Source organism: Klebsiella sp. CN_Kp088, from assembly GCF_040064335.1.
Classification (GTDB): Bacteria; Pseudomonadota; Gammaproteobacteria; order Enterobacterales; family Enterobacteriaceae; genus Klebsiella; species Klebsiella aerogenes.
The window spans coordinates 55030-76551 of record NZ_JBEAIQ010000033.1 but is presented as its reverse complement, the minus strand read 5'-3'; the positions used below and the strand labels follow the sequence as shown (position 1 = coordinate 76551).

20 protein-coding genes are annotated in these 21522 nt (G+C 56.7%); 14 read left to right on the top strand and 6 right to left on the bottom strand.

The window, feature by feature from the left end; translation table 11 throughout:
- Positions 1-57: 57 nt before the first annotated feature.
- The 4 genes from deoC to deoD all read left to right on the top strand — a co-directional run bounded on the left by deoC (position 58) and on the right by deoD (position 4466).
- Complete coding sequence (deoC, locus tag ABLV08_RS21110; protein WP_015368381.1) at positions 58-837, top strand: deoxyribose-phosphate aldolase; 780 nt, start codon at positions 58-60, stop codon at positions 835-837.
- Positions 838-950: 113 nt separating this feature from the next.
- The gene (gene deoA / locus ABLV08_RS21105) at positions 951-2273 is read left to right on the top strand and encodes a thymidine phosphorylase (protein WP_015368380.1); all 1323 of its coding nucleotides are present in this window, start codon (positions 951-953) and stop codon (positions 2271-2273) included.
- Between the two features lie 52 nt (positions 2274-2325).
- On the top strand, positions 2326-3549 hold the full coding sequence (deoB, locus tag ABLV08_RS21100; RefSeq protein ID WP_015368379.1) for a phosphopentomutase: 1224 nt from the start codon (positions 2326-2328) through the stop codon (positions 3547-3549).
- Positions 3550-3746: 197 nt separating this feature from the next.
- Complete coding sequence (gene deoD / locus ABLV08_RS21095; RefSeq protein ID WP_002887789.1) at positions 3747-4466, top strand: purine-nucleoside phosphorylase; 720 nt, start codon at positions 3747-3749, stop codon at positions 4464-4466.
- A gap of 78 nt (positions 4467-4544) precedes the next feature.
- Here the strand turns inward: deoD and lplA are convergent, their stop codons facing one another.
- Both lplA and ABLV08_RS21085 read right to left on the bottom strand, forming a co-directional pair.
- Complete coding sequence (gene lplA / locus ABLV08_RS21090; protein WP_045388808.1) at positions 4545-5561, bottom strand: lipoate--protein ligase LplA; 1017 nt, start codon at positions 5559-5561, stop codon at positions 4545-4547.
- A gap of 17 nt (positions 5562-5578) precedes the next feature.
- Positions 5579-6211, bottom strand: coding sequence for a YtjB family periplasmic protein (locus ABLV08_RS21085; protein WP_015368377.1), 633 nt, complete (start codon positions 6209-6211; stop codon positions 5579-5581).
- 104 nt (positions 6212-6315) lie between these two features.
- Between ABLV08_RS21085 and serB the strand changes: the two genes are divergently transcribed.
- The 3 genes from serB (at position 6316) to nadR (ending at position 9979) form a co-directional block, all read left to right on the top strand.
- Positions 6316-7287 (top strand): phosphoserine phosphatase, encoded by a 972-nt coding sequence (serB, locus tag ABLV08_RS21080; protein ID WP_015368376.1) that lies wholly within the window; start codon positions 6316-6318, stop codon positions 7285-7287.
- A 9-nt stretch (positions 7288-7296) separates the two neighbouring features.
- Positions 7297-8679: a DNA repair protein RadA gene (gene radA, locus ABLV08_RS21075; RefSeq protein ID WP_015368375.1), complete on the top strand. Its 1383-nt coding sequence runs from the start codon at positions 7297-7299 to the stop codon at positions 8677-8679.
- A 67-nt stretch (positions 8680-8746) separates the two neighbouring features.
- On the top strand, positions 8747-9979 hold the full coding sequence (gene nadR, locus ABLV08_RS21070) for a multifunctional transcriptional regulator/nicotinamide-nucleotide adenylyltransferase/ribosylnicotinamide kinase NadR (RefSeq protein WP_015368374.1): 1233 nt from the start codon (positions 8747-8749) through the stop codon (positions 9977-9979).
- Positions 9980-10076: 97 nt separating this feature from the next.
- On the opposite strand, the gene ettA is transcribed toward nadR, so the two are convergent.
- Entirely contained in the window at positions 10077-11744 is a 1668-nt protein-coding gene (gene ettA / locus ABLV08_RS21065; protein WP_015704325.1) for an energy-dependent translational throttle protein EttA, read from the bottom strand.
- A gap of 219 nt (positions 11745-11963) precedes the next feature.
- Here ettA and sltY point away from each other — a divergent pair, with 219 nt between their 5' ends.
- Positions 11964-13901 carry a murein transglycosylase gene (gene sltY / locus ABLV08_RS21060; RefSeq protein ID WP_032709839.1) on the top strand — a complete coding sequence of 646 codons (1938 nt, stop codon included), beginning with the start codon at positions 11964-11966 and terminating at the stop codon, positions 13899-13901.
- A gap of 87 nt (positions 13902-13988) precedes the next feature.
- On the top strand, positions 13989-14315 hold the full coding sequence (trpR, locus tag ABLV08_RS21055; protein WP_015368371.1) for a trp operon repressor: 327 nt from the start codon (positions 13989-13991) through the stop codon (positions 14313-14315).
- On the opposite strand, the gene yjjX is transcribed toward trpR, so the two are convergent.
- Positions 14302-14817: an inosine/xanthosine triphosphatase gene (yjjX, locus tag ABLV08_RS21050; protein WP_015368370.1), complete on the bottom strand. Its 516-nt coding sequence runs from the start codon at positions 14815-14817 to the stop codon at positions 14302-14304. The two genes, trpR and yjjX, sit on opposite strands and share 14 nt — an antisense overlap.
- A 113-nt stretch (positions 14818-14930) precedes the next feature.
- On the opposite strand from yjjX, the gene gpmB reads away from it, so the two are divergent.
- Complete coding sequence (gene gpmB / locus ABLV08_RS21045; RefSeq protein WP_015368369.1) at positions 14931-15578, top strand: 2,3-diphosphoglycerate-dependent phosphoglycerate mutase GpmB; 648 nt, start codon at positions 14931-14933, stop codon at positions 15576-15578.
- On the opposite strand, the gene robA is transcribed toward gpmB, so the two are convergent.
- The gene (robA, locus tag ABLV08_RS21040) at positions 15575-16444 is read right to left on the bottom strand and encodes an MDR efflux pump AcrAB transcriptional activator RobA (RefSeq protein WP_015368368.1); all 870 of its coding nucleotides are present in this window, start codon (positions 16442-16444) and stop codon (positions 15575-15577) included. The genes gpmB and robA overlap by 4 nt on opposite strands.
- 208 nt (positions 16445-16652) lie before the next feature.
- Between robA and creA the strand changes: the two genes are divergently transcribed.
- From creA to creD, 4 genes are read left to right on the top strand one after another with little or no spacing between them, the layout of a single operon-like run.
- A complete protein-coding gene (gene creA / locus ABLV08_RS21035; RefSeq protein ID WP_015368367.1) occupies positions 16653-17126 on the top strand; it encodes a protein CreA in 474 nt (157 codons plus the stop codon).
- A gap of 12 nt (positions 17127-17138) precedes the next feature.
- Positions 17139-17828, top strand: a complete 690-nt coding sequence (gene creB, locus ABLV08_RS21030; protein ID WP_015368366.1) for a two-component system response regulator CreB — start codon at positions 17139-17141, stop codon at positions 17826-17828.
- Positions 17828-19252: a two-component system sensor histidine kinase CreC gene (creC, locus tag ABLV08_RS21025; protein WP_015368365.1), complete on the top strand. Its 1425-nt coding sequence runs from the start codon at positions 17828-17830 to the stop codon at positions 19250-19252. Before creB ends, creC begins: the two co-directional genes overlap by 1 nt.
- 59 nt (positions 19253-19311) lie before the next feature.
- Entirely contained in the window at positions 19312-20667 is a 1356-nt protein-coding gene (creD, locus tag ABLV08_RS21020; RefSeq protein WP_348856232.1) for a cell envelope integrity protein CreD, read from the top strand.
- 65 nt (positions 20668-20732) lie between these two features.
- Here creD and arcA read toward each other — a convergent pair whose 3' ends face one another.
- Entirely contained in the window at positions 20733-21449 is a 717-nt protein-coding gene (gene arcA, locus ABLV08_RS21015) for a two-component system response regulator ArcA (protein ID WP_002887843.1), read from the bottom strand.
- Positions 21450-21522: the final 73 nt, after the last annotated feature.

Here is a 21522-nt window from a genome sequence, read left to right as displayed (position 1 = left end):
AACAGGCTCGCAAGGTGAACAAACTATTGAACCGGCAATACGCCGTCGGAGTATGAAATGACTGATTTGAAAGCAAGCAGCCTGCGCGCGTTGAAACTGATGGATCTGACCACCCTGAACGATGACGACACCAATGAGAAGGTGATCGCTCTGTGTCATCAGGCGAAAACGCCGGTGGGAAATACCGCTGCGGTCTGCATCTACCCGCGTTTTATCCCGATTGCCCGTAAGACGCTGAACGAACAAGGAACGCCGGATATCCGCATTGCGACGGTGACTAACTTCCCGCATGGTAATGACGATATCGATATCGCGCTGGCGGAAACCCGCGCGGCAATCGCTTATGGCGCGGATGAAGTGGATGTGGTTTTCCCGTACCGCGCGCTGATCGCGGGTAACGAGCAGGTGGGTTTTGATCTGGTGAAAGCTTGTAAAGAAGCCTGTGCGGCGGCGAATGTGCTGCTGAAAGTGATCATCGAAACCGGCGAACTGAAAGAAGAAGCGCTGATTCGTAAGGCGTCTGAAATCTCTATTAAAGCGGGCGCGGATTTTATCAAAACTTCTACCGGTAAAGTGCCGGTGAATGCGACGCCGGAAAGCGCGCGCATCATGATGGAAGTGATCCGCGATATGGGCGTTGAGAAGACCGTTGGCTTCAAACCTGCCGGCGGCGTGCGTAGCGCGGAAGACGCGCAGCAGTTCCTGGCGATTGCTGATGAACTGTTCGGCGCCGACTGGGCCGATTCCCGCCACTACCGTTTCGGCGCATCCAGCCTGCTGGCTAGCCTGCTGAAAGCCCTGGGTCACGGCGACGGTAAGAGCGCCAGCAGCTACTAATCCCTTGATACGCCGGATGGTGCTGCGCTTATCCGGCCTACGAATGGATGCCTGTAGGCCGGATAAGGCGCTCGCGCCGCCATCCGGCACTTTATACTATTTGGGAGGTTACCGTGTTTCTCGCACAAGAAATTATTCGTAAAAAACGTGATGGTCATGTATTAAGCGATGAAGAAATTCGCTTTTTCATCAACGGTATCCGCGATAATACTATCTCTGAAGGACAGATCGCCGCGCTGGCGATGACCATCTTCTTCCATGATATGTCTATGCCGGAACGTGTCTCGCTGACCATGGCGATGCGGGATTCAGGAACCGTTCTCGACTGGAAAAGCCTTAACCTCAACGGCCCGATCGTCGATAAACACTCGACCGGCGGCGTGGGTGACGTCACCTCGCTGATGCTGGGGCCAATGGTTGCCGCCTGCGGCGGTTACGTACCGATGATCTCCGGGCGTGGTCTCGGCCATACCGGCGGTACGCTTGATAAACTGGAAGCGATCCCGGGTTTTGATATTTTCCCGGACGACGCGCGTTTCCGCGAAATTATTAAAGATGTCGGCGTGGCGATTATCGGGCAGACCAGCTCGCTCGCGCCGGCTGACAAACGTTTCTATGCCACCCGCGATATTACCGCGACGGTGGATTCCATCCCGCTGATTACCGCGTCTATTCTGGCCAAGAAACTGGCGGAAGGTCTGGACGCGCTGGTGATGGACGTTAAAGTCGGCAGCGGCGCCTTTATGCCGACTTATGAGCTTTCAGAAGCGCTTGCCGAAGCTATCGTTGGCGTCTCTAACGGCGCCGGCGTGCGCACGACCGCACTGTTAACGGATATGAACCAGGTGCTGGCCTCCAGCGCGGGTAACGCCGTTGAAGTTCGCGAAGCGGTACAGTTCCTGACCGGCGAATACCGCAACCCGCGCCTGTACGACGTCACCATGGCGCTGTGCGTGGAAATGCTGATTTCCGGCAAGCTGGCGGCGGATGACGCCGAGGCGCGCGCGAAATTGCAGGCGGTGCTGGATAACGGTAAAGCGGCGGAAGTCTTTGGCCGCATGGTGGCGGCGCAGAAGGGGCCGAGCGACTTTGTCGAAAACTATGCGAAATACCTGCCGACGGCAATGCTGAGCAAAGCGGTCTATGCTGAAGGCGCCGGATTTGTCTCTGAAATGGATACCCGCGCGCTGGGGATGGCGGTGGTGTCGATGGGCGGCGGTCGTCGCCAGGCTTCCGATACTATTGACTACAGCGTTGGCTTTACCGATATGGCGCGCCTTGGCGATAAAGTTGATGGCGAACGTCCGCTGGCGGTGATTCATGCGAAAGATGAATCGAGCTGGCAGGAAGCGGCCAAAGCCGTGAAAGCGGCAATAAAACTGGACGCCCACGCCCCAGAAATTACACCGACGGTCTATCGCCGTATCACCAAGTAGCGATATACTGATCTGATCGCTTTTTTGCAGCGCATGATGTATGGAGAACAAGATGAAACGTGCATTTATTATGGTGCTGGACTCCTTTGGGATTGGCGCAACGGAAGACGCTGACCGCTTTGGCGATGTTGGCGCCGATACTCTGGGCCACATTGCGGAAGCCTGCGCCAAAGGTGAAGCTGACAATGGTCGTAAAGGCCCGTTGAATTTACCTAACCTGACCCGTCTGGGTCTGGTGAAAGCGCATGAAGGTTCTACCGGTAAAATTGCCGCCGGTATGGACGGTAATGCCGAAGTCGTTGGTGCCTATGCCTGGGCGCATGAACTCTCTTCTGGTAAAGATACGCCGTCTGGCCACTGGGAAATCGCCGGCGTGCCGGTGCTGTTTGACTGGGGCTACTTCAGCGACCACGAGAACAGCTTCCCGCAGGAACTGCTGGATAAACTGGTTAAGCGCGCGAACCTGCCGGGCTACCTCGGCAATTGCCACTCTTCCGGTACCGTGATTCTGGACCAACTGGGTGAAGAGCATATGAAAACCGGGAAACCGATTTTCTATACCTCTGCTGACTCGGTGTTCCAGATCGCCTGTCACGAAGAGACTTTCGGCCTCGACAAGCTGTATGAGCTGTGCGAAATCGCCCGTGAAGAGCTGACCGAAGGCGGCTATAACATTGGCCGCGTGATTGCTCGTCCGTTTGTTGGCGACAAAGCCGGTAACTTCCAGCGTACCGGTAACCGTCACGATCTGGCGGTCGAGCCGCCGGCGCCGACCGTGCTGCAGAAGCTGGTCGACGAGAAAAACGGCCACGTGGTTTCCGTGGGTAAAATCGCCGACATCTACGCCAACTGCGGCATCACTAAGAAAGTGAAAGCCACCGGGCTGGACGCGTTGTTCGACGCGACCATCAAAGAGATGAAGGAAGCGGGCGACGAGACTATCGTCTTCACTAACTTCGTCGATTTTGACTCCTCCTGGGGCCACCGTCGCGACGTCGCTGGCTACGCGGCGGGTCTGGAACTGTTCGACCGTCGTCTGCCGGAGCTGATGGAGCTGGTTGGGGAAGACGACATTCTGATCCTCACCGCCGACCACGGCTGCGACCCGACCTGGACCGGTACCGACCACACCCGCGAACACATTCCGGTGCTGGTGTACGGCCCGAAAGTGAAGCCGGGTTCGTTAGGCCACCGCGAAACTTTCGCCGATATCGGCCAGACGCTGGCGACATACTTTGGTACGTCGCCAATGGAATACGGTAAAAACATGCTGTGATACCCGTTGTCTTTCGCGCTGTAGATGCGTTGACTTCATTCGCTCACCCCGGTCACATAGTTAATCTATGCTCCCGGGGATTCACGAATTCGTCGTCTTCCTACAACGCGAAATCCTTAGGGTATTTGAATACGTTTTGTAGGCCTGATAAGGCGTAGCCGCCATCAGGCCCGAACAATTTATATAAGGATAAAACGATGGCCACCCCACACATTAACGCAGAAATGGGCGATTTTGCTGACGTAGTTTTGATGCCGGGCGACCCGCTGCGCGCGAAACACATTGCAGAAACCTTCCTCGAAGACGTGCGTGAAGTGAACAACGTGCGCGGCATGCTGGGCTTCACCGGTACCTACAAAGGCCGCAAAATCTCCGTGATGGGCCACGGTATGGGGATCCCATCCTGCTCTATCTACACTAAAGAGCTGATCACCGATTTCGGCGTGAAGAAAATCATCCGCGTCGGCTCCTGCGGTGCGGTACGTGAAGATGTCAAACTGCGTGATGTGGTTATCGGCATGGGCGCGTGCACCGACTCTAAAGTCAACCGTCTGCGTTTCAAAGACCACGACTTCGCGGCGATTGCCGATTTCGGTATGGTGCGTAACGCGGTAGACGCGGCGAAGGCGCTGGGCGTTGACGCGCGCGTTGGCAACATCTTCTCCGCTGACCTGTTCTATACGCCGGACCCGTCCATGTTCGACGTGATGGAAAAATACGGCATTTTGGGCGTGGAAATGGAAGCGGCCGGCATTTATGGCGTAGCGGCTGAGTTCGGTGCGAAAGCGCTGACCATCTGCACCGTTTCCGATCATATCCGCACTCACGAGCAGACCACTGCCGCTGAGCGTCAGACCACCTTCAACGATATGATCAAAATCGCGCTGGAATCCGTACTGCTGGGTGATAAAGAGTAAGACCTGTTGTGCCGGGTGGCGGCTTCGCCTGACCCGGCCTACGGTTTCCAGGCCCGCTAAGCGCAGCGGGCTTTTTTATTAGCGCACCGCGCCGGCCAGCCACGCCGACAGTTCTTTCAGTTCCGCTTCCTGCTCAGGGAAATCGGCGAGCAGCGCCTCACACTGCTGCTGTAATATTTCCGCCCGATACTGACAACCGACTAATCGTGCCGCCAACGCCTCGAGCGGCGCCGGGTTCAGGCTATCGGTAAAAGCCTGGGCGCGGGTGATATGGCCCTTCTCGACGTCAAAATGCAGCTCGACGCCGCCCCAGCGAAAGCGCTCATCCAGCAGGTGGGAGAAAGCGGGCGCCTGGCCGAAGTTCCACTCCCAGCTGCTCTGGCGGGCGAAGGTCTCGGCAAAATTCGGCAGATCCGGCGTGTTGTCCGGCGAAATGACTTCCGCCTCTACCCGCTCGCCGTAATGGCTGAAGAATGCCTCCTGAATGGCTTCGCAAATCTGCTGATGGGTAATGCCCGGCAGGAGTTCAACCAGGTTCGCTACGCGCCCGCGTACCGAGGTAATGCCCTTGGCCTGCAGCTTTTTTTTGTCCGGATTAAGATAGTTGGCGAGACGGCTTAAGTCGGCGTTTAGCAGCAGGGTGCCGTGATGAAAACCGCGGTCCATCGTTTCGCGATAGGCGGAGCCAGACACCTTGCGGTCGCCATTGTCGGTTTTCACGACCAGATCGTTGCGCCCGGAAGCCTCGGCGGTCACGCCAAGCGAATTCAACGCCGCGAGCACGATAGCGGTAGAAACGGTTTTGTCGTATTCCGGTTTGCCCGCCATAAAGGTAAAGCAGGTATTGCCGAGGTCGTGGAATACCGCGCCGCCGCCGCTGCTGCGCCGGGCCAGCCGTACGTTATCTTCTTCCATGCGCCGGGTATTGCACTCCTTCCACGGGTTCTGCGCGCGGCCAATCACCACGGTGTCGGCGTTGCGCCACAGAAACAGCACCCGTTGAGTGGCCGGCATCTGGCGGAAAATACACTCCTCGACCGCGAGGTTAAACCAGGGGTCGTAGGAATCGGAGAGCAACAGGCGGAGCGTCGGCATAGGATATCCTTGTCTGATTAATCTTTATCTTCGTCCTGGACGGGCTTATTGGCGGTGAGCAGGAAGGGCGATTGCTGCCAGCGGGTACGTTTGCCCTGCAGCAACGTACGAGTCAGCACCACGCCGATGGCCAGCGACAACAGCAGCATCAGGCGTAAGATATTGGTGGTATTATCCACCTGTTTCGCCTCGGTGGCCAACGTGTGGGTATCCAGCGTCAGGCGCAGATAGCCGACCGGACCGTTTTTGCCGAGGATCGGCTCGACGATTTGCTGGTTAAAGTAGCCGCCGGCTTTTTTGCCGTCCAGCGCCAGGCGGTCGCGCACATCGACGCTTTCGCCGGAGCGGGCCACCAAATCGCCCTGTTCATCATATACCCCGGCATCGAGCACCCGGCTTTTATCCGTCAGCTGTTCCAGCAGGCGGGTAATGCGCTTTTCGTCGGGCGTTTCGCTGCGCATCAGCGGCGCCAGGTTCAGCGTAACCTGCTGCGCCAGCGTTCGCGCCAGCTCTTCCAACTGCGGATTACGCTGCTTTTGGCTATTCTGACTGAACCACGAGGCGCCCTGCATCAGCGCGACGAGAAGCGCGAGACAGATCAGAACAATGACGGCGCGATGCAGTCGGAATTTCAGTTTTGCTCGTACCATATTCCACCTTTGAAAATTTGCAGCTTAATGTTGCCAGAAGCGCTGGTTACAAGGTAGCCTCATGCGTTATTTTCCTCGCCTGAATGAAGAGATGTGGAGCCGTAATGCCTAACAGTTTGACCTGGTGCGACCTGCCCGAAGATGTTTCCTTGTGGCCTGGGTTGCCGCTTTCCCTGAGCGGCGACGAGGTCATGCCGCTGGATTATCACGCCGGGCGCAGCGGCTGGCTGCTGTATGGTCGCGGTCTCGATAAACGTCGGCTGACGGCGTGGCAGCGCGAGCTCGGCGCGGCGCTGGTTATCGTCTCTTCCTGGGTCGTGGAAGACTATCAGGTGATTCGCCTGGCGGGTTCGCTGACGCAGCGCGCCACGCGCCTGGCCCACGAGGCCGGGCTGGACGTCGCGCCGCTGGGCAAAATCCCGCATCTGCGCACGCCGGGCCTGTTGGTGATGGATATGGACTCCACGGCGATTCAGATCGAATGTATCGATGAAATCGCTAAGCTTGCCGGCACCGGCGAACTGGTTTCGGAAGTGACCGAACGCGCGATGCGCGGCGAGCTCGACTTCACCGCCAGCCTGCGCCAGCGCGTCGCCACCCTGAAAGACGCCGACGCGAACATTCTGCTGCAGGTGCGGGAAGCGCTGCCGCTGATGCCGGGGCTGACCCAACTGGTGCTGAAGCTGGAAACGCTGGGCTGGAAGGTGGCCATCGCCTCCGGCGGCTTTACCTTCTTTGCCGAATATCTGCGCGATAAGCTGCATCTCGACGCGGTATTCGCCAACGAGCTGGAAATTATGGACGGCAAGCTCACCGGCAACGTGATCGGCGACATCGTTGACGCCAAATATAAAGCCAATACTCTGCGTAAACTGGCGGAAAAATATGAAATTCCGTCGGCGCAAACCGTGGCGATTGGCGATGGCGCCAACGATCTGCCGATGATCAAGGCGGCAGGTCTCGGCATTGCCTATCATGCGAAACCAAAAGTCAATGAACAGGCGGAAGTCACCATCCGCCACGCTGACCTGATGGGGGTATTCTGTATTCTCTCCGGCAGCATGAATCAAAAGTAAGAGGTTAACGTGGCGAAAGCTCCAAAACGCGCATTTGTCTGTAATGAATGTGGTGCGGATTATCCGCGCTGGCAGGGGCAGTGCAGCGCCTGCCATGCCTGGAACACCATCACCGAGATGCGCATCGCCGCCTCGCCGCAGGTGGCGAGAAACGAGCGTCTGTCAGGCTACGCCGGGAATGCCGGCGTGTCGAAGGTACAGAAGCTATCGGAGATAAGCCTGGAGGCGCTGCCGCGTTTCTCCACCGGATTTAAAGAGTTCGACCGCGTACTCGGCGGTGGCGTCGTGCCGGGCAGCGCCATTCTGATCGGCGGCAACCCCGGCGCCGGGAAATCGACGCTGCTGCTGCAAACCCTCTGTAAGCTGGCCGAAGGGATGAAAACGCTGTACGTCACCGGGGAAGAATCCCTGCAGCAGGTAGCGATGCGCGCGCATCGTCTCGGCCTGCCGACGGCGAATCTGAATATGCTCTCGGAGACCAGCATCGAGCAAATTTGCCAGATTGCCGATGAAGAAAAGCCGCAGCTGATGGTCATCGACTCCATCCAGGTGATGCATATGGCTGATGTCCAGTCGTCGCCGGGGAGCGTGGCCCAGGTACGTGAAACCGCGGCCTATTTGACGCGCTTTGCCAAAACTCGCGGCGTGGCGATTGTGATGGTCGGCCACGTCACCAAAGATGGCTCGCTGGCCGGTCCGAAAGTACTGGAACACTGTATTGACTGTTCGGTGCTGCTGGACGGCGATGCCGATTCCCGTTTCCGCACGTTGCGCAGCCATAAAAACCGCTTTGGCGCGGTCAACGAACTCGGCGTCTTCGCGATGACCGAGCAGGGCCTGCGCGAAGTCAGCAACCCCTCCGCCATCTTCCTCAGCCGCGGCGATGAAGTTACCTCCGGCAGCTCGGTCATGGTGGTATGGGAAGGCACCCGCCCGCTGCTGGTTGAGATTCAGGCATTGGTCGATCACTCAATGATGTCTAATCCGCGTCGCGTAGCGGTAGGCCTGGAACAGAACCGTCTGGCGATCCTGCTGGCGGTGCTGCACCGTCATGGCGGCCTGCAGATGGCCGATCAGGACGTCTTCGTCAACGTGGTTGGCGGGGTCAAAGTCACTGAAACCAGCGCCGACCTGGCGCTGCTGCTGGCGATGGTCTCGAGCCTGCGCGATCGTCCGTTGCCGCAGGATCTGGTGGTTTTTGGCGAAGTCGGATTAGCCGGTGAAATTCGTCCGGTGCCAAGCGGCCAGGAGCGCATTTCCGAGGCGGCGAAGCATGGGTTCCGTCGCGCCATTGTTCCAGCGGCCAATGTGCCCAAAAAAGCGCCGGAAGGGATGCAAATCTTTGGCGTGAAAAAACTGGCCGATGCGCTGAGCGTTTTTGACGACTTATAATGATACCCGTCATACTTCAGGGTATGACGGGTAGCAAACCCGAGTTTGCAGGAGGCACGCATAAACTATGTCGTCATTCGACTATCTGAAAAACGCCATTAAGCAAAAGGGTTGTACGCTGCAGCAGGTGGCGGAAGCCAGCGGGATGACCAAAGGTTATCTCAGTCAGCTATTAAACGCGAAAATCAAAAGCCCGAGCGCCCAGAAGCTCGAAGCGTTACACCGCTTTCTCGGCCTTGAATTCCCGCGCAAACAAAAAAGCGTCGGGGTGGTTTTTGGTAAATTTTATCCGCTGCATACCGGGCATATTTACCTGATTCAGCGCGCCTGTAGCCAGGTCGATGAGCTTCATATCATCATGGGCTATGACGACACTCGTGACCGCGAGTTGTTCGAAGAGAGCGCCATGTCGCAACAGCCGACGGTTCCCGATCGTCTGCGCTGGCTGCTGCAAACCTTTAAATATCAAAAAAACATTCGCATCCATGCCTTCAATGAAGAGGGGATGGAGCCGTACCCGCACGGCTGGGATGTCTGGAGCCGTGGGATCCGCGCCTTCATGAGTGAAAAGGGAATCGAGCCAAACTGGATTTATACCTCAGAAGAGGCCGATGCGCCGCAGTATCTGGAGCATCTGGGGATCGAAACCGTGCTTATCGATCCGAAGCGAACCTTCATGAGTATCAGCGGCGGCCAGATCCGCGAAAACCCGTTCCGCTATTGGGAATATATTCCGACTGAGGTAAAACCGTTCTTTGTGCGTACGGTGGCGATCCTAGGCGGCGAGTCGAGCGGTAAATCTACGCTGGTGAATAAGCTCGCCAATATCTTCAATACTACCAGCGCCTGGGAGTATGGCCGCGATTACGTCTTCTCACACCTCGGCGGCGATGAAATGGCGTTGCAGTATTCCGATTACGATAAAATCGCGCTGGGGCACGCACAGTACATTGATTTCGCGGTGAAATACGCCAATAAGGTGGCGTTTATCGATACCGACTTCGTCAGCACTCAGGCCTTCTGCCTGAAGTACGAAGGCCGCGAACATCCGTTCGTGCAGGCGTTAATCGATGAATATCGCTTTGATCTGGTGATCCTGCTGGAAAACAACACGCCGTGGGTAGCCGATGGGCTGCGTAGCCTCGGCAGTTCGGTAGATCGCAAAGAGTTTCAGACGCTGCTGGTGTCGCTGCTGAAAGAAAACGAGATCGAATTTGTCCACGTGGAAGAGTCGGATTACGATGCCCGGTTCCTGCGCTGCGTTGAGCTGGTGAAGCAGTTGATGGGCGAGCAGGGGTAGGCTTTTTGCCGGATGGCGGCGTGAACGCCTTATCCGGCCTACAAGTGCTACACGCCTGGTAGGCCGGATAAGCGTAGCGCCATCCGGCACTTACAGATTACTTGGCAATGCGTTTGTACTTGATACGCTTCGGTTCCAGTGCATCGGCGCCGAGGGTGCGTTTCTTGTACTCTTCGTACTCGGTAAAGTTACCTTCGAAGAACTCAACTTTACCTTCATCCTGGTAATCCAGAATGTGGGTCGCGATACGGTCAAGGAACCAGCGGTCGTGCGAGATAACCATGGCGCAACCCGGGAACTCCAGCAGGGCGTTTTCCAGCGCGCGCAGGGTTTCGATATCCAGGTCGTTGGTTGGTTCATCGAGCAGCAGGACGTTACCGCCGACCTGCAACAGCTTCGCCAGGTGCAGACGACCACGCTCACCACCGGACAGTTCGCCAACGCGTTTGCCCTGGTCGACGCCTTTGAAGTTAAAGCGGCCAACGTAGGCGCGGCTTGGCATCTCGGTGTTGCCGATCTTCATGATATCCAGTCCGCCGGACACTTCTTCCCAAACGGTTTTGCTGTTGTCCATCGCGTCGCGGAACTGATCGACGGAAGCCAGTTTAACGGTTTCACCCAGCGTGATGGTGCCGGAATCAGGCTGTTCCTGGCCGGACATCATGCGGAACAGGGTGGATTTACCCGCGCCGTTCGGACCGATGATACCAACGATAGCGCCTTTCGGTACGGAGAAGCTCAGATCGTCAATCAGTACGCGGTCGCCGTAAGATTTGCGCAGATTGCTGACTTCCAGAACTTTATCGCCCAGACGCGCTCCTGGCGGAATGAACAGTTCGTTGGTCTCGTTACGTTTCTGGTATTCGACGTTGTTAAGCTCTTCAAAGCGCGCCAGACGGGCTTTGCCCTTAGACTGACGGCCTTTCGCGCCCTGGCGAACCCACTCGAGTTCTTTCTCGATAGATTTGCGGCGTGCGGCTTCCTGAGAAGCTTCTTGCGCCAGACGTTGATCTTTCTGCTCCAGCCAGGAGGAGTAGTTGCCTTCCCACGGAATACCTTCGCCGCGGTCAAGTTCGAGGATCCAACCGGCGACGTTATCGAGGAAGTAACGGTCGTGGGTAATCGCCACCACGGTGCCTTCGAAATCGTGCAGGAAGCGTTCCAGCCAGGCGACGGATTCGGCGTCGAGGTGGTTGGTCGGTTCGTCGAGCAGCAGCATGTCTGGTTTTTCCAGCAGCAGACGGCACAGCGCGACGCGGCGGCGTTCACCACCGGAAAGAGTGGCGATCTTCGCATCCCAGTCCGGCAGGCGCAGGGCATCGGCCGCACGCTCCAGCTGTACGTTCAGGTTATGGCCGTCGTGCGCCTGGATGATCTCTTCGAACTTGCCCTGTTGCGCGGCAAGCTTATCGAAGTCGGCATCCGGCTCGGCGTATTTGGCATAAACTTCGTCCAGGCCTTTCAGCGCGTTAACCACTTCGGCGACCGCTTCTTCAACGGATTCGCGCACGGTGTGCTCCGGATTCAGCTGCGGCTCCTGCGGCAGGTAGCCGATTTTGATACCGGGCTGCGGGCGCGCTTCACCTTCGATCTCGGTGTCGATACCGGCCATGATGCGCAGCAGGGTAGATTTACCGGCGCCGTTCAGACCGAGAACACCGATTTTCGCGCCAGGGAAGAAACTGAGGGAGATATTTTTCAAAATATGACGTTTCGGCGGAACCACTTTGCCGACACGATGCATGGTATAAACGAATTGAGCCACGTTGGACTTCGCCTCTTTCTATTCTGATAGATAGTTCAAAGGCGAAGTGTAGCCTTTTTCGCGCGGTAATCCCAGCGAGGCGACAGGATTCACAGAAGCGTAAAAAAATGTTCAGGACATGGCATGTTTTCAGTTGTCTGATTAGCATAACTAAGCAATACCTGAATTTTTTGAAGCGGCACGATGCCGCGGTGATGCACCAAACTAGAGGAAGAGCTTGTGGAAAAAGCCAAAACTACGGCATGGCGTCTTCTGGCTGCCGGCGTGAGTCTGCTGACGCTAAGCCAGCTGGCGCATGCGGATTCACTGGATGAACAGCGCAGCCGCTATGCTCAAATTAAACAGGCGTGGGACAACCGCCAGATGGATGTCGTCAACCAGTTGATGCCCACGCTCAGCAGCTATCCGCTGTATCCCTACCTGCAATATCGACAAATTACCGATGACCTGATGAACCAGCCGCCGCTGGTGGTCACTAATTTCATTGCGGCGAACCCGACCCTACCGGCGGCGCGTTCGCTGAAATCACGCTTTGTTAATGAGCTGGCGCGGCGCACCGACTGGCGCGGCTTACTGGCGTTCAGCCCGGATAAACCGGCGACAACCGAAGCGCAGTGTAACTACTACTACGCCAAACTCAGCGTCGGCCAATCGCAGGAAGCGTGGAGCGGGGCGAAAGAGCTGTGGCTAACCGGCAAGAGCCAGCCAAATGCCTGCGATCCGCTGTTCAGCGCGTGGCGCGATTCCGGGCAGCAGGATCCGCTGGCCTATCTCGAACGAATTCGTCTGGCGATGAAGGCGGGCAATACCAGTCTGGTCCGCGTGCTTGCTCAACAGATGCCGTCAAACTATCAGAGCATCGCTTCGGCAGTGGTGGCGTTAGCTAACGATCCCAATAGCGTGATGACCTTTGCCCGCACCACCGGGGCCACTGACTTTACCCGCCAGATGGCGGCGGTCGCTTTTGCCAGCGTCGCGCGTCAGGATGTAGAAAACGCTCGTCTGATGATCCCGTCGCTGGTGCAGGCGCAGCAGTTGAATGAGGATCAAACCCAGGAGCTGCGCGATATTGTCGCCTGGCGCCTGATGGGCACCGATGTGACCGAAGCGCAGGCGGAGTGGCGCGATGACGCCATAATGCGTTCGCAATCAACCTCGCTGGTGGAACGCCGGGTACGTATGGCGCTCGGCAACGGCGATCGTCATGGGCTGAACACCTGGCTGGCGCGTCTGCCGATGGAGGCGAAAGAAAAAGACGAGTGGCGCTACTGGCAGGCGGATCTGCTGCTGGAGCGCGGGCGCGATGACGAAGCGAAGACGATCCTGCATTCGCTGATGCAGCAGCGCGGCTTCTATCCGATGGTTGCTGCTCAACGTCTGGGCGAAGAGTACACCTTCCGCATTGATAAAGCCTCCGGCACTATCGACCCGGCGCTGGCCTCTGGCCCTGAGATGGCGCGCGTTCGCGAGCTGATGTACTGGAACATGGACAACACCGCGCGCAGCGAATGGGCGAACCTGGTGAGCAGCCGGACCAAATCGCAACAGGCGCAGCTGGCGCGTTACGCGTTTGATCAACACTGGTGGGATCTCAGCGTGCAGGCGACGATCGCGGGTAAATTGTGGGATCAACTGGAAGAGCGCTTCCCGCTGGCGTACAACGATCTGTTCGCGCGTTACATTAGCGGCAAAGATATTCCGCAGAGCTACGCGATGGCGATTGCGCGTCAGGAGAGCGCCTGGAACCCGAAAGTGCGTTCACCGGTCGGCGCCAGTGGCTTGATGCAGATTATGCCGGGCACCGCGACGCATACCGTCAGCATGTTCAGCATCCCTGGTTATAGCGGCCCGTCTCAGCTGCTGGATCCGGAAACCAATATCAACATTGGTACCAGCTACCTGCAGTACGTCTACCAGCAGTTCGGCAATAACCGCATTTACGCTTCCGCCGCCTATAACGCCGGGCCAGGACGCGTACGCACCTGGCAGGGCAATAGCGCCGGGCGCATCGATGCGGTGGCATTTATCGAGAGTATTCCGTTCTCGGAAACCCGCGGGTACGTAAAAAACGTCCTCTCTTACGATGCCTATTACCGCTACTTTATGGGCAAGCAGGATAACTTGCTGAGCGACGCCGAATGGCGACAGCGTTACTGATCGTCCGTAAGTATGTTATTCTTTGTACTCGTTGATGAGTACATTCGACGGGCAGCCTGGCTGCCCGTCTCAACATGGCGACGTAACATGACCCAACAATCTCCCTATTCAGCGGCAGTGGCCGAACAACGTCATCAGGAGTGGCTGCGCTTTGTGGCGCTACTGCAGCAGGCCTACGCCGAAGATCTTCACCTGCCGTTACTACAGCTGATGCTGACGCCCGACGAGCGCGAAGCGCTGGGCACCCGGGTGCGTATTATTGAAGAGCTGCTGCGCGGCGAGATGAGCCAGCGCGAGCTGAAAAACGAACTCGGCGCCGGTATTGCCACGATTACTCGCGGCTCAAATAGCCTGAAATCGGCTCCGGTAGAGCTACGCCAGTGGCTGGAACAGACGCTGCTTAACGATAAATAGCGTTATGAAATGGGCTGAGCGCCAGCACTACCGCCTGATGGTAGACGCTGCTGCGCGTCAGCTTACCCGCGGTAAAGACGCCGATAGCGCCCTCTTTGCGGCCAATCTGGTCGATCCCGGTATGTTGCGACATGACCGGCCCCAGCGCTTCTCCGGCGCGAACCTGCGCAAGGATCGCCTCCGGCAGCGGCAGGGTTGCCGAGCGCGCTTCGCCACGCTGCTGCCGGCTCTCAATCACTACCCAACTGAAGGTGCTGCCTTCGTCGATCCCGGCTTCGATCGCCACCCAAAAATCGGCTTCCGGCTGTGCGAGCCGGGCATTAGCGACGCGATTTCGTGCGCCAGCCCGCGTTTCCTCGCTGCCGAAGGGTTGTTCCGGCACGCCGCTCTCGACGGCGACGGACTCAATATGGCAGGATCCTTCGCCGAAGATCTCGTTAAAAGCCTGCAGAATTGCCTGAATTTTGGCGGGATTAGTGGTAGCTGAGACAACATGGTGCATAATCAAAACAACTCAGAATTAATTAACGTCATCGCAGTATACTCTAAATCACTCTGGCGGCAGCCGATCGCGCTGCTCGTTGAATGATGAAGGGTTCAGAACGGAAAATAAGCATGTTACAGGTATACCTTGTTCGCCACGGTGAAACGCAGTGGAACGCCGAGCGACGTATTCAAGGCCAGTCCGATAGTCCGCTGACCGCTCACGGTGAGCGCCAGGCATGGCAGGTTGGCGAGCGCGCCAGAACGCTGGGGATTACCCATATTATCGCCAGCGACCTCGGTCGTACCCGCCGCACGGCAGAAATTATCGCCGAAGCCTGCGGTTGCGGCGTCGTTACCGATCCGCGCCTGCGCGAGCTGGATATGGGGGTGCTGGAGAAGCGCCATATCGACTCGCTTAGCGAAGAAGAGGAGGGCTGGCGCCGTCAGCTGGTCAACGGTACGCCGGATGGCCGCATTCCGCAGGGCGAATCCATGCAGGAGCTGAGCGAGCGTATGCGCGCGGCGCTATCGTCTTGTCTGGAGTTACCGCCAGGGAGCCGGCCGCTGCTGGTGAGTCATGGGATGGCGCTGGGCTGTCTGGTGAGTACGATCCTCGGACTGCCTGCTTATGCGGAGCGTCGTTTGCGCCTGCGCAACTGTTCGATTTCACGCGTTGATTACCAGCAGAGCCCGTGGCTGGCGTCAGGATGGGTGGTGGAGACCGCGGGGGACGTCTCGCATCTCGATGCCCCCGCGATGGACGAACTGCAGCGTTAACGACGAATCGGAATCAGGTACTCGCAGCGCAGCTGAATTGGCGTGGCCTGGTTCCGGTTATCATCTTCCGGATAGAAACGTTCAATATCCAGACCCTTGCGGCGGGTGAGGTTGAGCATCGGCATACAGGTGCCGTACACCGTCAGAATAAACTCCTGCAGCCCAGTACCTAACCCTTCGTAGGTGAACATCACGTACTCGCCGCCTTCCAGAATCACCGGATGGGAATTATGCAGGTGTCCGTTCGCCAGCTCTGGCGTCAGTGCGGTGGTGTAGAAGACCTCCTGCTCGTCATCTTTTTCCAGGCTTGGACGCGGTTCATGCAGGCCGTACAGCGTCGGCGGAATGCTGGGCGCGTTGCCGAGGAATTCGCGCCAGAACTGAACGCGCATCTGGTTACGGAATTCAGAAATCTCTTCCAGCTTACAGGTATAGCTTTGGGTCACGCCGACCAGTTGCGTGGTGTTCAGGGTGACAAACTCATGCTTCGGCATGGTAAATTCACCGAGGCGCAGCGGTGGACGCATCCCAAATGAGCTCCAGTCCGCAGAACGGCGATAGAGCGCGGGGGTCAGGTTAAACTGTTTTTTAAAGGCGCGGGTAAACGTCTGCTGAGAATCGAAGCGGTACTGTAGCGCGATGTCGAGGATCGGACGTGCGGTCAGGCGTAGCGCAACGGCGGATTTTGATAGACGACGTGCGCGAATATAGGCACCGATAGCTTGACCCGTGACGTCTTTAAACATACGTTGCAAATGCCACTTGGAATAACCTGCCTTCGCCGCCACATTATCCAACGAGAGGGGCTGATCCAGGTGACCTTCCAGCCAGCTCAGGAGATCGCGAATAATCCCAGCTTGATCCATAAAATGTCCCCATCCTTTAAACTCAGGTACCTATATTAAGGTAGCGGATAATAGCATTTTTTGATGTTTTAGCATTCAGTGTTTTTTTTGCTTTTAAATGCGATTATCTGGTGGATATCGTTAGTAATTTTGTAAAGCTGTGATCTTTAAACCTTTTCCACAGCGTTTGTGATTATCACGCAGCGGAATTTTAAGAAATGGTAACAATATGAAATACAAGAAGTTAGTAGCAGGGTTGTTCTTACTGGCGGCGGGCCAACTGGCGCACGCCGAGCAAATCGGCTCCGTCGATACGGTATTTAAATGGCTGGGGCCGGATCACAAAATCGTGGTCGAAGCCTTCGACGATCCCGATGTACAGAACGTCACCTGCTATATCAGCCGGGCAAAAACCGGCGGCATTAAAGGCGGGTTGGGGCTGGCGGAGGATACCTCAGACGCCGCCATCTCCTGTCAGCAGGTCGGGCCGATTGAGCTGACGGACAAGATCAAAAACGGCAAAAGTCAGGGCGATGTCGTGTTCCAGAAACGTACCTCGCTGGTGTTCAAAAAACTGCAGGTCGTTCGCTTCTTTGACGCTAAACGTAATGCGCTGGTCTATCTGACCTATTCGGATAAAGTGGTCGACGGCTCGCCGAAGAATGCCATCAGCGCCGTGCCAATTATGCCCTGGAATAAATAAACGGGAGTCGCAATGCAACAGCCACGGATTTGGTTAGTTGAGGATGAACAGAGTATCGCCGATACCCTTGTTTACATGCTGCAGCAGGAAGGATTCGACGTGACCGTTTTCGGACGCGGGTTGCCCGCGCTTGATGCGGCGCTGCATCAGATCCCGGATTTAGCGATCCTCGACGTTGGTTTGCCCGATATTAGCGGCTTTGAACTATGCCGACGACTGCTGGCGCGCCATCCGGCATTGCCGCTATTGTTTCTGACCGCACGCAGCGAAGAGGTTGATAAGCTGCTGGGACTGGAAATTGGCGCTGATGACTACATCGCCAAACCATTTTCGCCGCGCGAAGTTTGCGCGCGGGTGCGTACTGTTCTGCGTCGGCTACAGAAATTTTCAGCTCCTTCGCCGGTGGTGCGCGTTGGCGAGTTCCTGCTGGATGAGCAGGCGATGGCGATAAGCTGGTTTGGCCAACCGTTGAATCTGACGCGTTACGAATTCCTGCTGCTGAAAACCCTAATCAACGCCCCCGGTCGCGTATTCTCCCGCCAGCAGCTGATGGAACTGGTATGGAGCGATGCCTACGAGAGTATCGATCGCACCGTCGATACCCATATCAAGACCCTGCGCGCCAAGCTGCGGGCGGTGAATCCGAATGTTAACCCTATTAATACGCATCGCGGTTTGGGCTATAGCCTGGGAGGCTGTTGATGCGTATCGGGATGCGCCTGCTGCTGGGTTATTTTTTGATTGTCGCCATTGCCGCGTGGTTTGTGCTCTCAATATTTGTGCAGGAAGTCAAACCGGGCGTGCGTAGGGCAACGGAAGGCACGCTTAACGATACCGCAACGCTACTGGCGGCGCTGGCTCGTGATGACCTGCTTTCGGCAAACCCGCAGCAAGGGCGGTTGGCGCAGGCGTTTCAGTCGCTTAATCAGCAGCCCATCAACGCCAATATCAGCGGTATCAGGAAAATGCGCAATGAGTATCGCGTCTATCTGACGGATGCTCAGGGAAAGGTGGTGTTTGACTCCAGCGGGCAGGCGGTGGGCCAGGATTATTCGCGCTGGAACGACGTCTGGCTGACCCTACGCGGCCAGTACGGCGCGCGCAGCACGCGCAGCGATCCTGATGATGATAATAGCTCAGTCATGTACATTGCCGCACCGGTAATGGATAACGGCCGTATCATCGGCGTGGTGAGCGTCGGCAAACCTAATCTGGCCATGACGCCGGTGATTAAACGCAGCGAGCGGCGGATCCTGTGGGCTGGCGGCGCGTTGTTGGGGATCGCTTTACTGATCGGCGGCGGGATCGTCTGGTGGATTAACTTCTCAATTGGCAAACTGGTTCGTTACGCTGATTCGGTGACCGCCGAGCGTCCGTTACCTCTACCGAACGTCGGCAGCCGCGAGCTAAGCAAGCTGGCGCAGGCGCTGGAGAGCATGCGCGTGAAGCTTGAAGGCAAAAACGCGATTGAAAACTATGTCTACGATCTCACGCATGAACTCAAAAGCCCTCTGGCGGCCATTCGCGGCGCGGCGGAGATCCTGAGCGAGGCGCCGCCGCCCGAGATCGCCGCGCGTTTCACCGCCAATATTCTTGCGCAGAATACGCGCATGCAACTGCTGGTGGAAAAACTGCTGCAGCAGGCGCGGCTGGAAAATCGTCTGGAGATAACGCCGCAGTTGGTTTCGGTTGATGCGCTTTTCCAACGTCTGGCGGAAGACCGCGACATTGCGCTGACGGCGAAGGCCATCACCTTACGCTGGCAGGAGAGCGGGGTAACGGTGAATGGCGATAGCGAACTACTGGGGCAGGCGCTGGGCAATCTTATCGACAATGCGATTGACTTTACCCCGTACGGCGGTGAAATTTCCCTGGCGGTAGAGATGCGTAATGAAGAGGCGTGGTTGAGCGTCACGGATAACGGTAGCGGAATTCCTGATTTTGCGCTGGAGCGCATCTTTGAACGCTTTTACTCGCTGCCGCGGGATGACGGCCATAAAAGCAGTGGTCTTGGCCTGGCGTTTGTTCGTGAAGTCGCGCGTCTACATCAGGGCGATATTAGTTTGCACAATCGCCCTGAAGGCGGCGTGGTCGCGACGCTACATCTTCACCGTCCCTTCACATAACTTCAAACACACTGCACATAGCCCCCTTACAGTGAGCCCATCACGATTGGGAGAAGGCTATGATGAAATCACCGTTGTTCTGGAAAATTAGTACGTTGTTGGGCTGTATTTTGCTGTTGTCCGTGCCGCTGATGATGGTCAGAGCGCTTATTGTCGAGCGGGCGGACTATCGTAGCGATGTTGTGGATGCGATAGAGCACAGCACCAGCGGTTCACAAAAGCTGGCCGGGCCGCTGATCGCCATCCCGGTAACCGAGACGCTGACCCGAATGGAGAACCAAAAAGAGGTCGAATATCAGCGTCGCTGGATCTACTACTGGCTACCGGAATCGCTGGCGGTCAGCGGCGCGCAAAATGTGGAGTCGAGAAAAGTCGGCATTTACAGTGGGCAGATCTGGCATAACACCCTGCAAATTAAGGCGCAGTATGATCCTACGCGGCTGACGGAGCTGAAAAAAGCGAATACCACGTTAGGAAAGCCGTTTTTAGTTCTCAGCGTGAGCGATGCCCGCGGCATCGGCGCCATCAACGCGCCGGTCATTAACGGTACGGCACTGGTCGTTGAACCGGGGCTGGGATTGAACGGCGGCGGTATGGGCATTCATATGCCGATGCCGGTATTAACCGCAGACAACAAACCGCTGGAGATTGCTTTTACCCTCGATCTTAATGGTACCGGCGACTTCTCTGTCGTACCGTTGGGCCGCAACAGCGAGCTGCGGCTAACCAGTAACTGGCCGCATCCGGGATTCCTGGGCAACTTCCTGCCTACAAAGCGCGAAGTGAGCGCCTCGGGTTATAGCGCGCACTGGCAAAGCAGCTGGTTCGCCAACAATATGGGCAGCTATTTCAACGATGATACCGATATTGAATGGCCGCGTTTACCCGCCTTCAGCGTGGACGTGATGTCGCAGGCCGATCAATATCAGCTCACCGACCGGGCGACTAAATACGCCATCCTGTTAATCGCGCTAACTTTTATGGCCTTCTTCGTTTTCGAGAGCCTGACGCATCGCCGTCTGCATCCAATGCAGTATCTGCTGGTGGGGTTATCGCTGGTGATGTTCTACCTGGTGTTGCTGGCGCTCTCGGAACATGTTGGGTTTACGCCTGCCTGGGTCGTTGCCAGCCTGATTGGCGCGGTGATAAACGGCGTTTATTTACAGGCGGTACTGAAAGGGTGGCGTAATAGTCTGTTATTTGTTGCAGTGCTACTGCTGCTGGATGGCGTGATGTGGTTACTGTTGCGTTCTGAGGATAGCGCGTTGCTGCTCGGCACCGGGGTTCTACTGTTGGCGCTGTGCGCGTTGATGTTCCTGACCCGCCGCGTGGACTGGTACGCCTTGTCACTACCGCAAAGCAATCCGCAAAAACCGCAAAGTAAGGATGAAGACACGTTACGTATCTGGAAGTAAAAGAGAGATAAAAAAACAGCGCCAGAAGGCGCTGTTTTTGCATTATAGCTGCGGCATAACCGAAGTTATTCCTGCAGATCGCCACAGAAGCGGTAACCTTCACCGTGAATAGTGGCGATGATTTCCGGGGTATCCGGCGTGGATTCGAAATGCTTACGAATGCGACGAATGGTCACGTCCACGGTACGGTCATGCGGCTTCAGCTCGCGACCGGTCATTTTCTTCAGCAGCTCTGCGCGTGACTGGATTTTGCCCGGGTTTTCGCAGAAGTGCAGCATCGCGCGGAATTCACTGCGCGGCAGCTTATACTGCTCGCCGTTTGGGCTCACCAACGAACGGCTGTTGATATCCAGTTCCCAACCGTTGAACTTGTAGCTCTCAACGCTGCGACGCTCTTCGCTCACGGTACCGAGGTTCATGGTACGGGAGAGCAGGTTACGCGCGCGGATAGTCAGTTCACGCGGGTTAAACGGTTTAGTGATATAGTCATCGGCGCCGATTTCGAGGCCAAGAATTTTATCAACTTCGTTGTCGCGGCCGGTAAGGAACATCAGCGCGACGTCAGCCTGCTCACGCAGTTCACGCGCCAGCAGAAGACCATTTTTACCTGGCAGGTTGATATCCATGATCACCAGGTTGATATCATTTTCAGACAGGATCTGATGCATTTCCGCGCCATCGGTCGCTTCGAATACATCATAACCTTCTGCTTCGAAAATACTTTTTAACGTGTTGCGTGTTACCAACTCGTCTTCAACGATAAGAATGTGCGGGGTCTGCATGTTTGCTACCTAAATTGCCAACTAAATCGAAACAGGAAGTACCAAAGTCCCTGACCTGCCTGGTACATGCCAC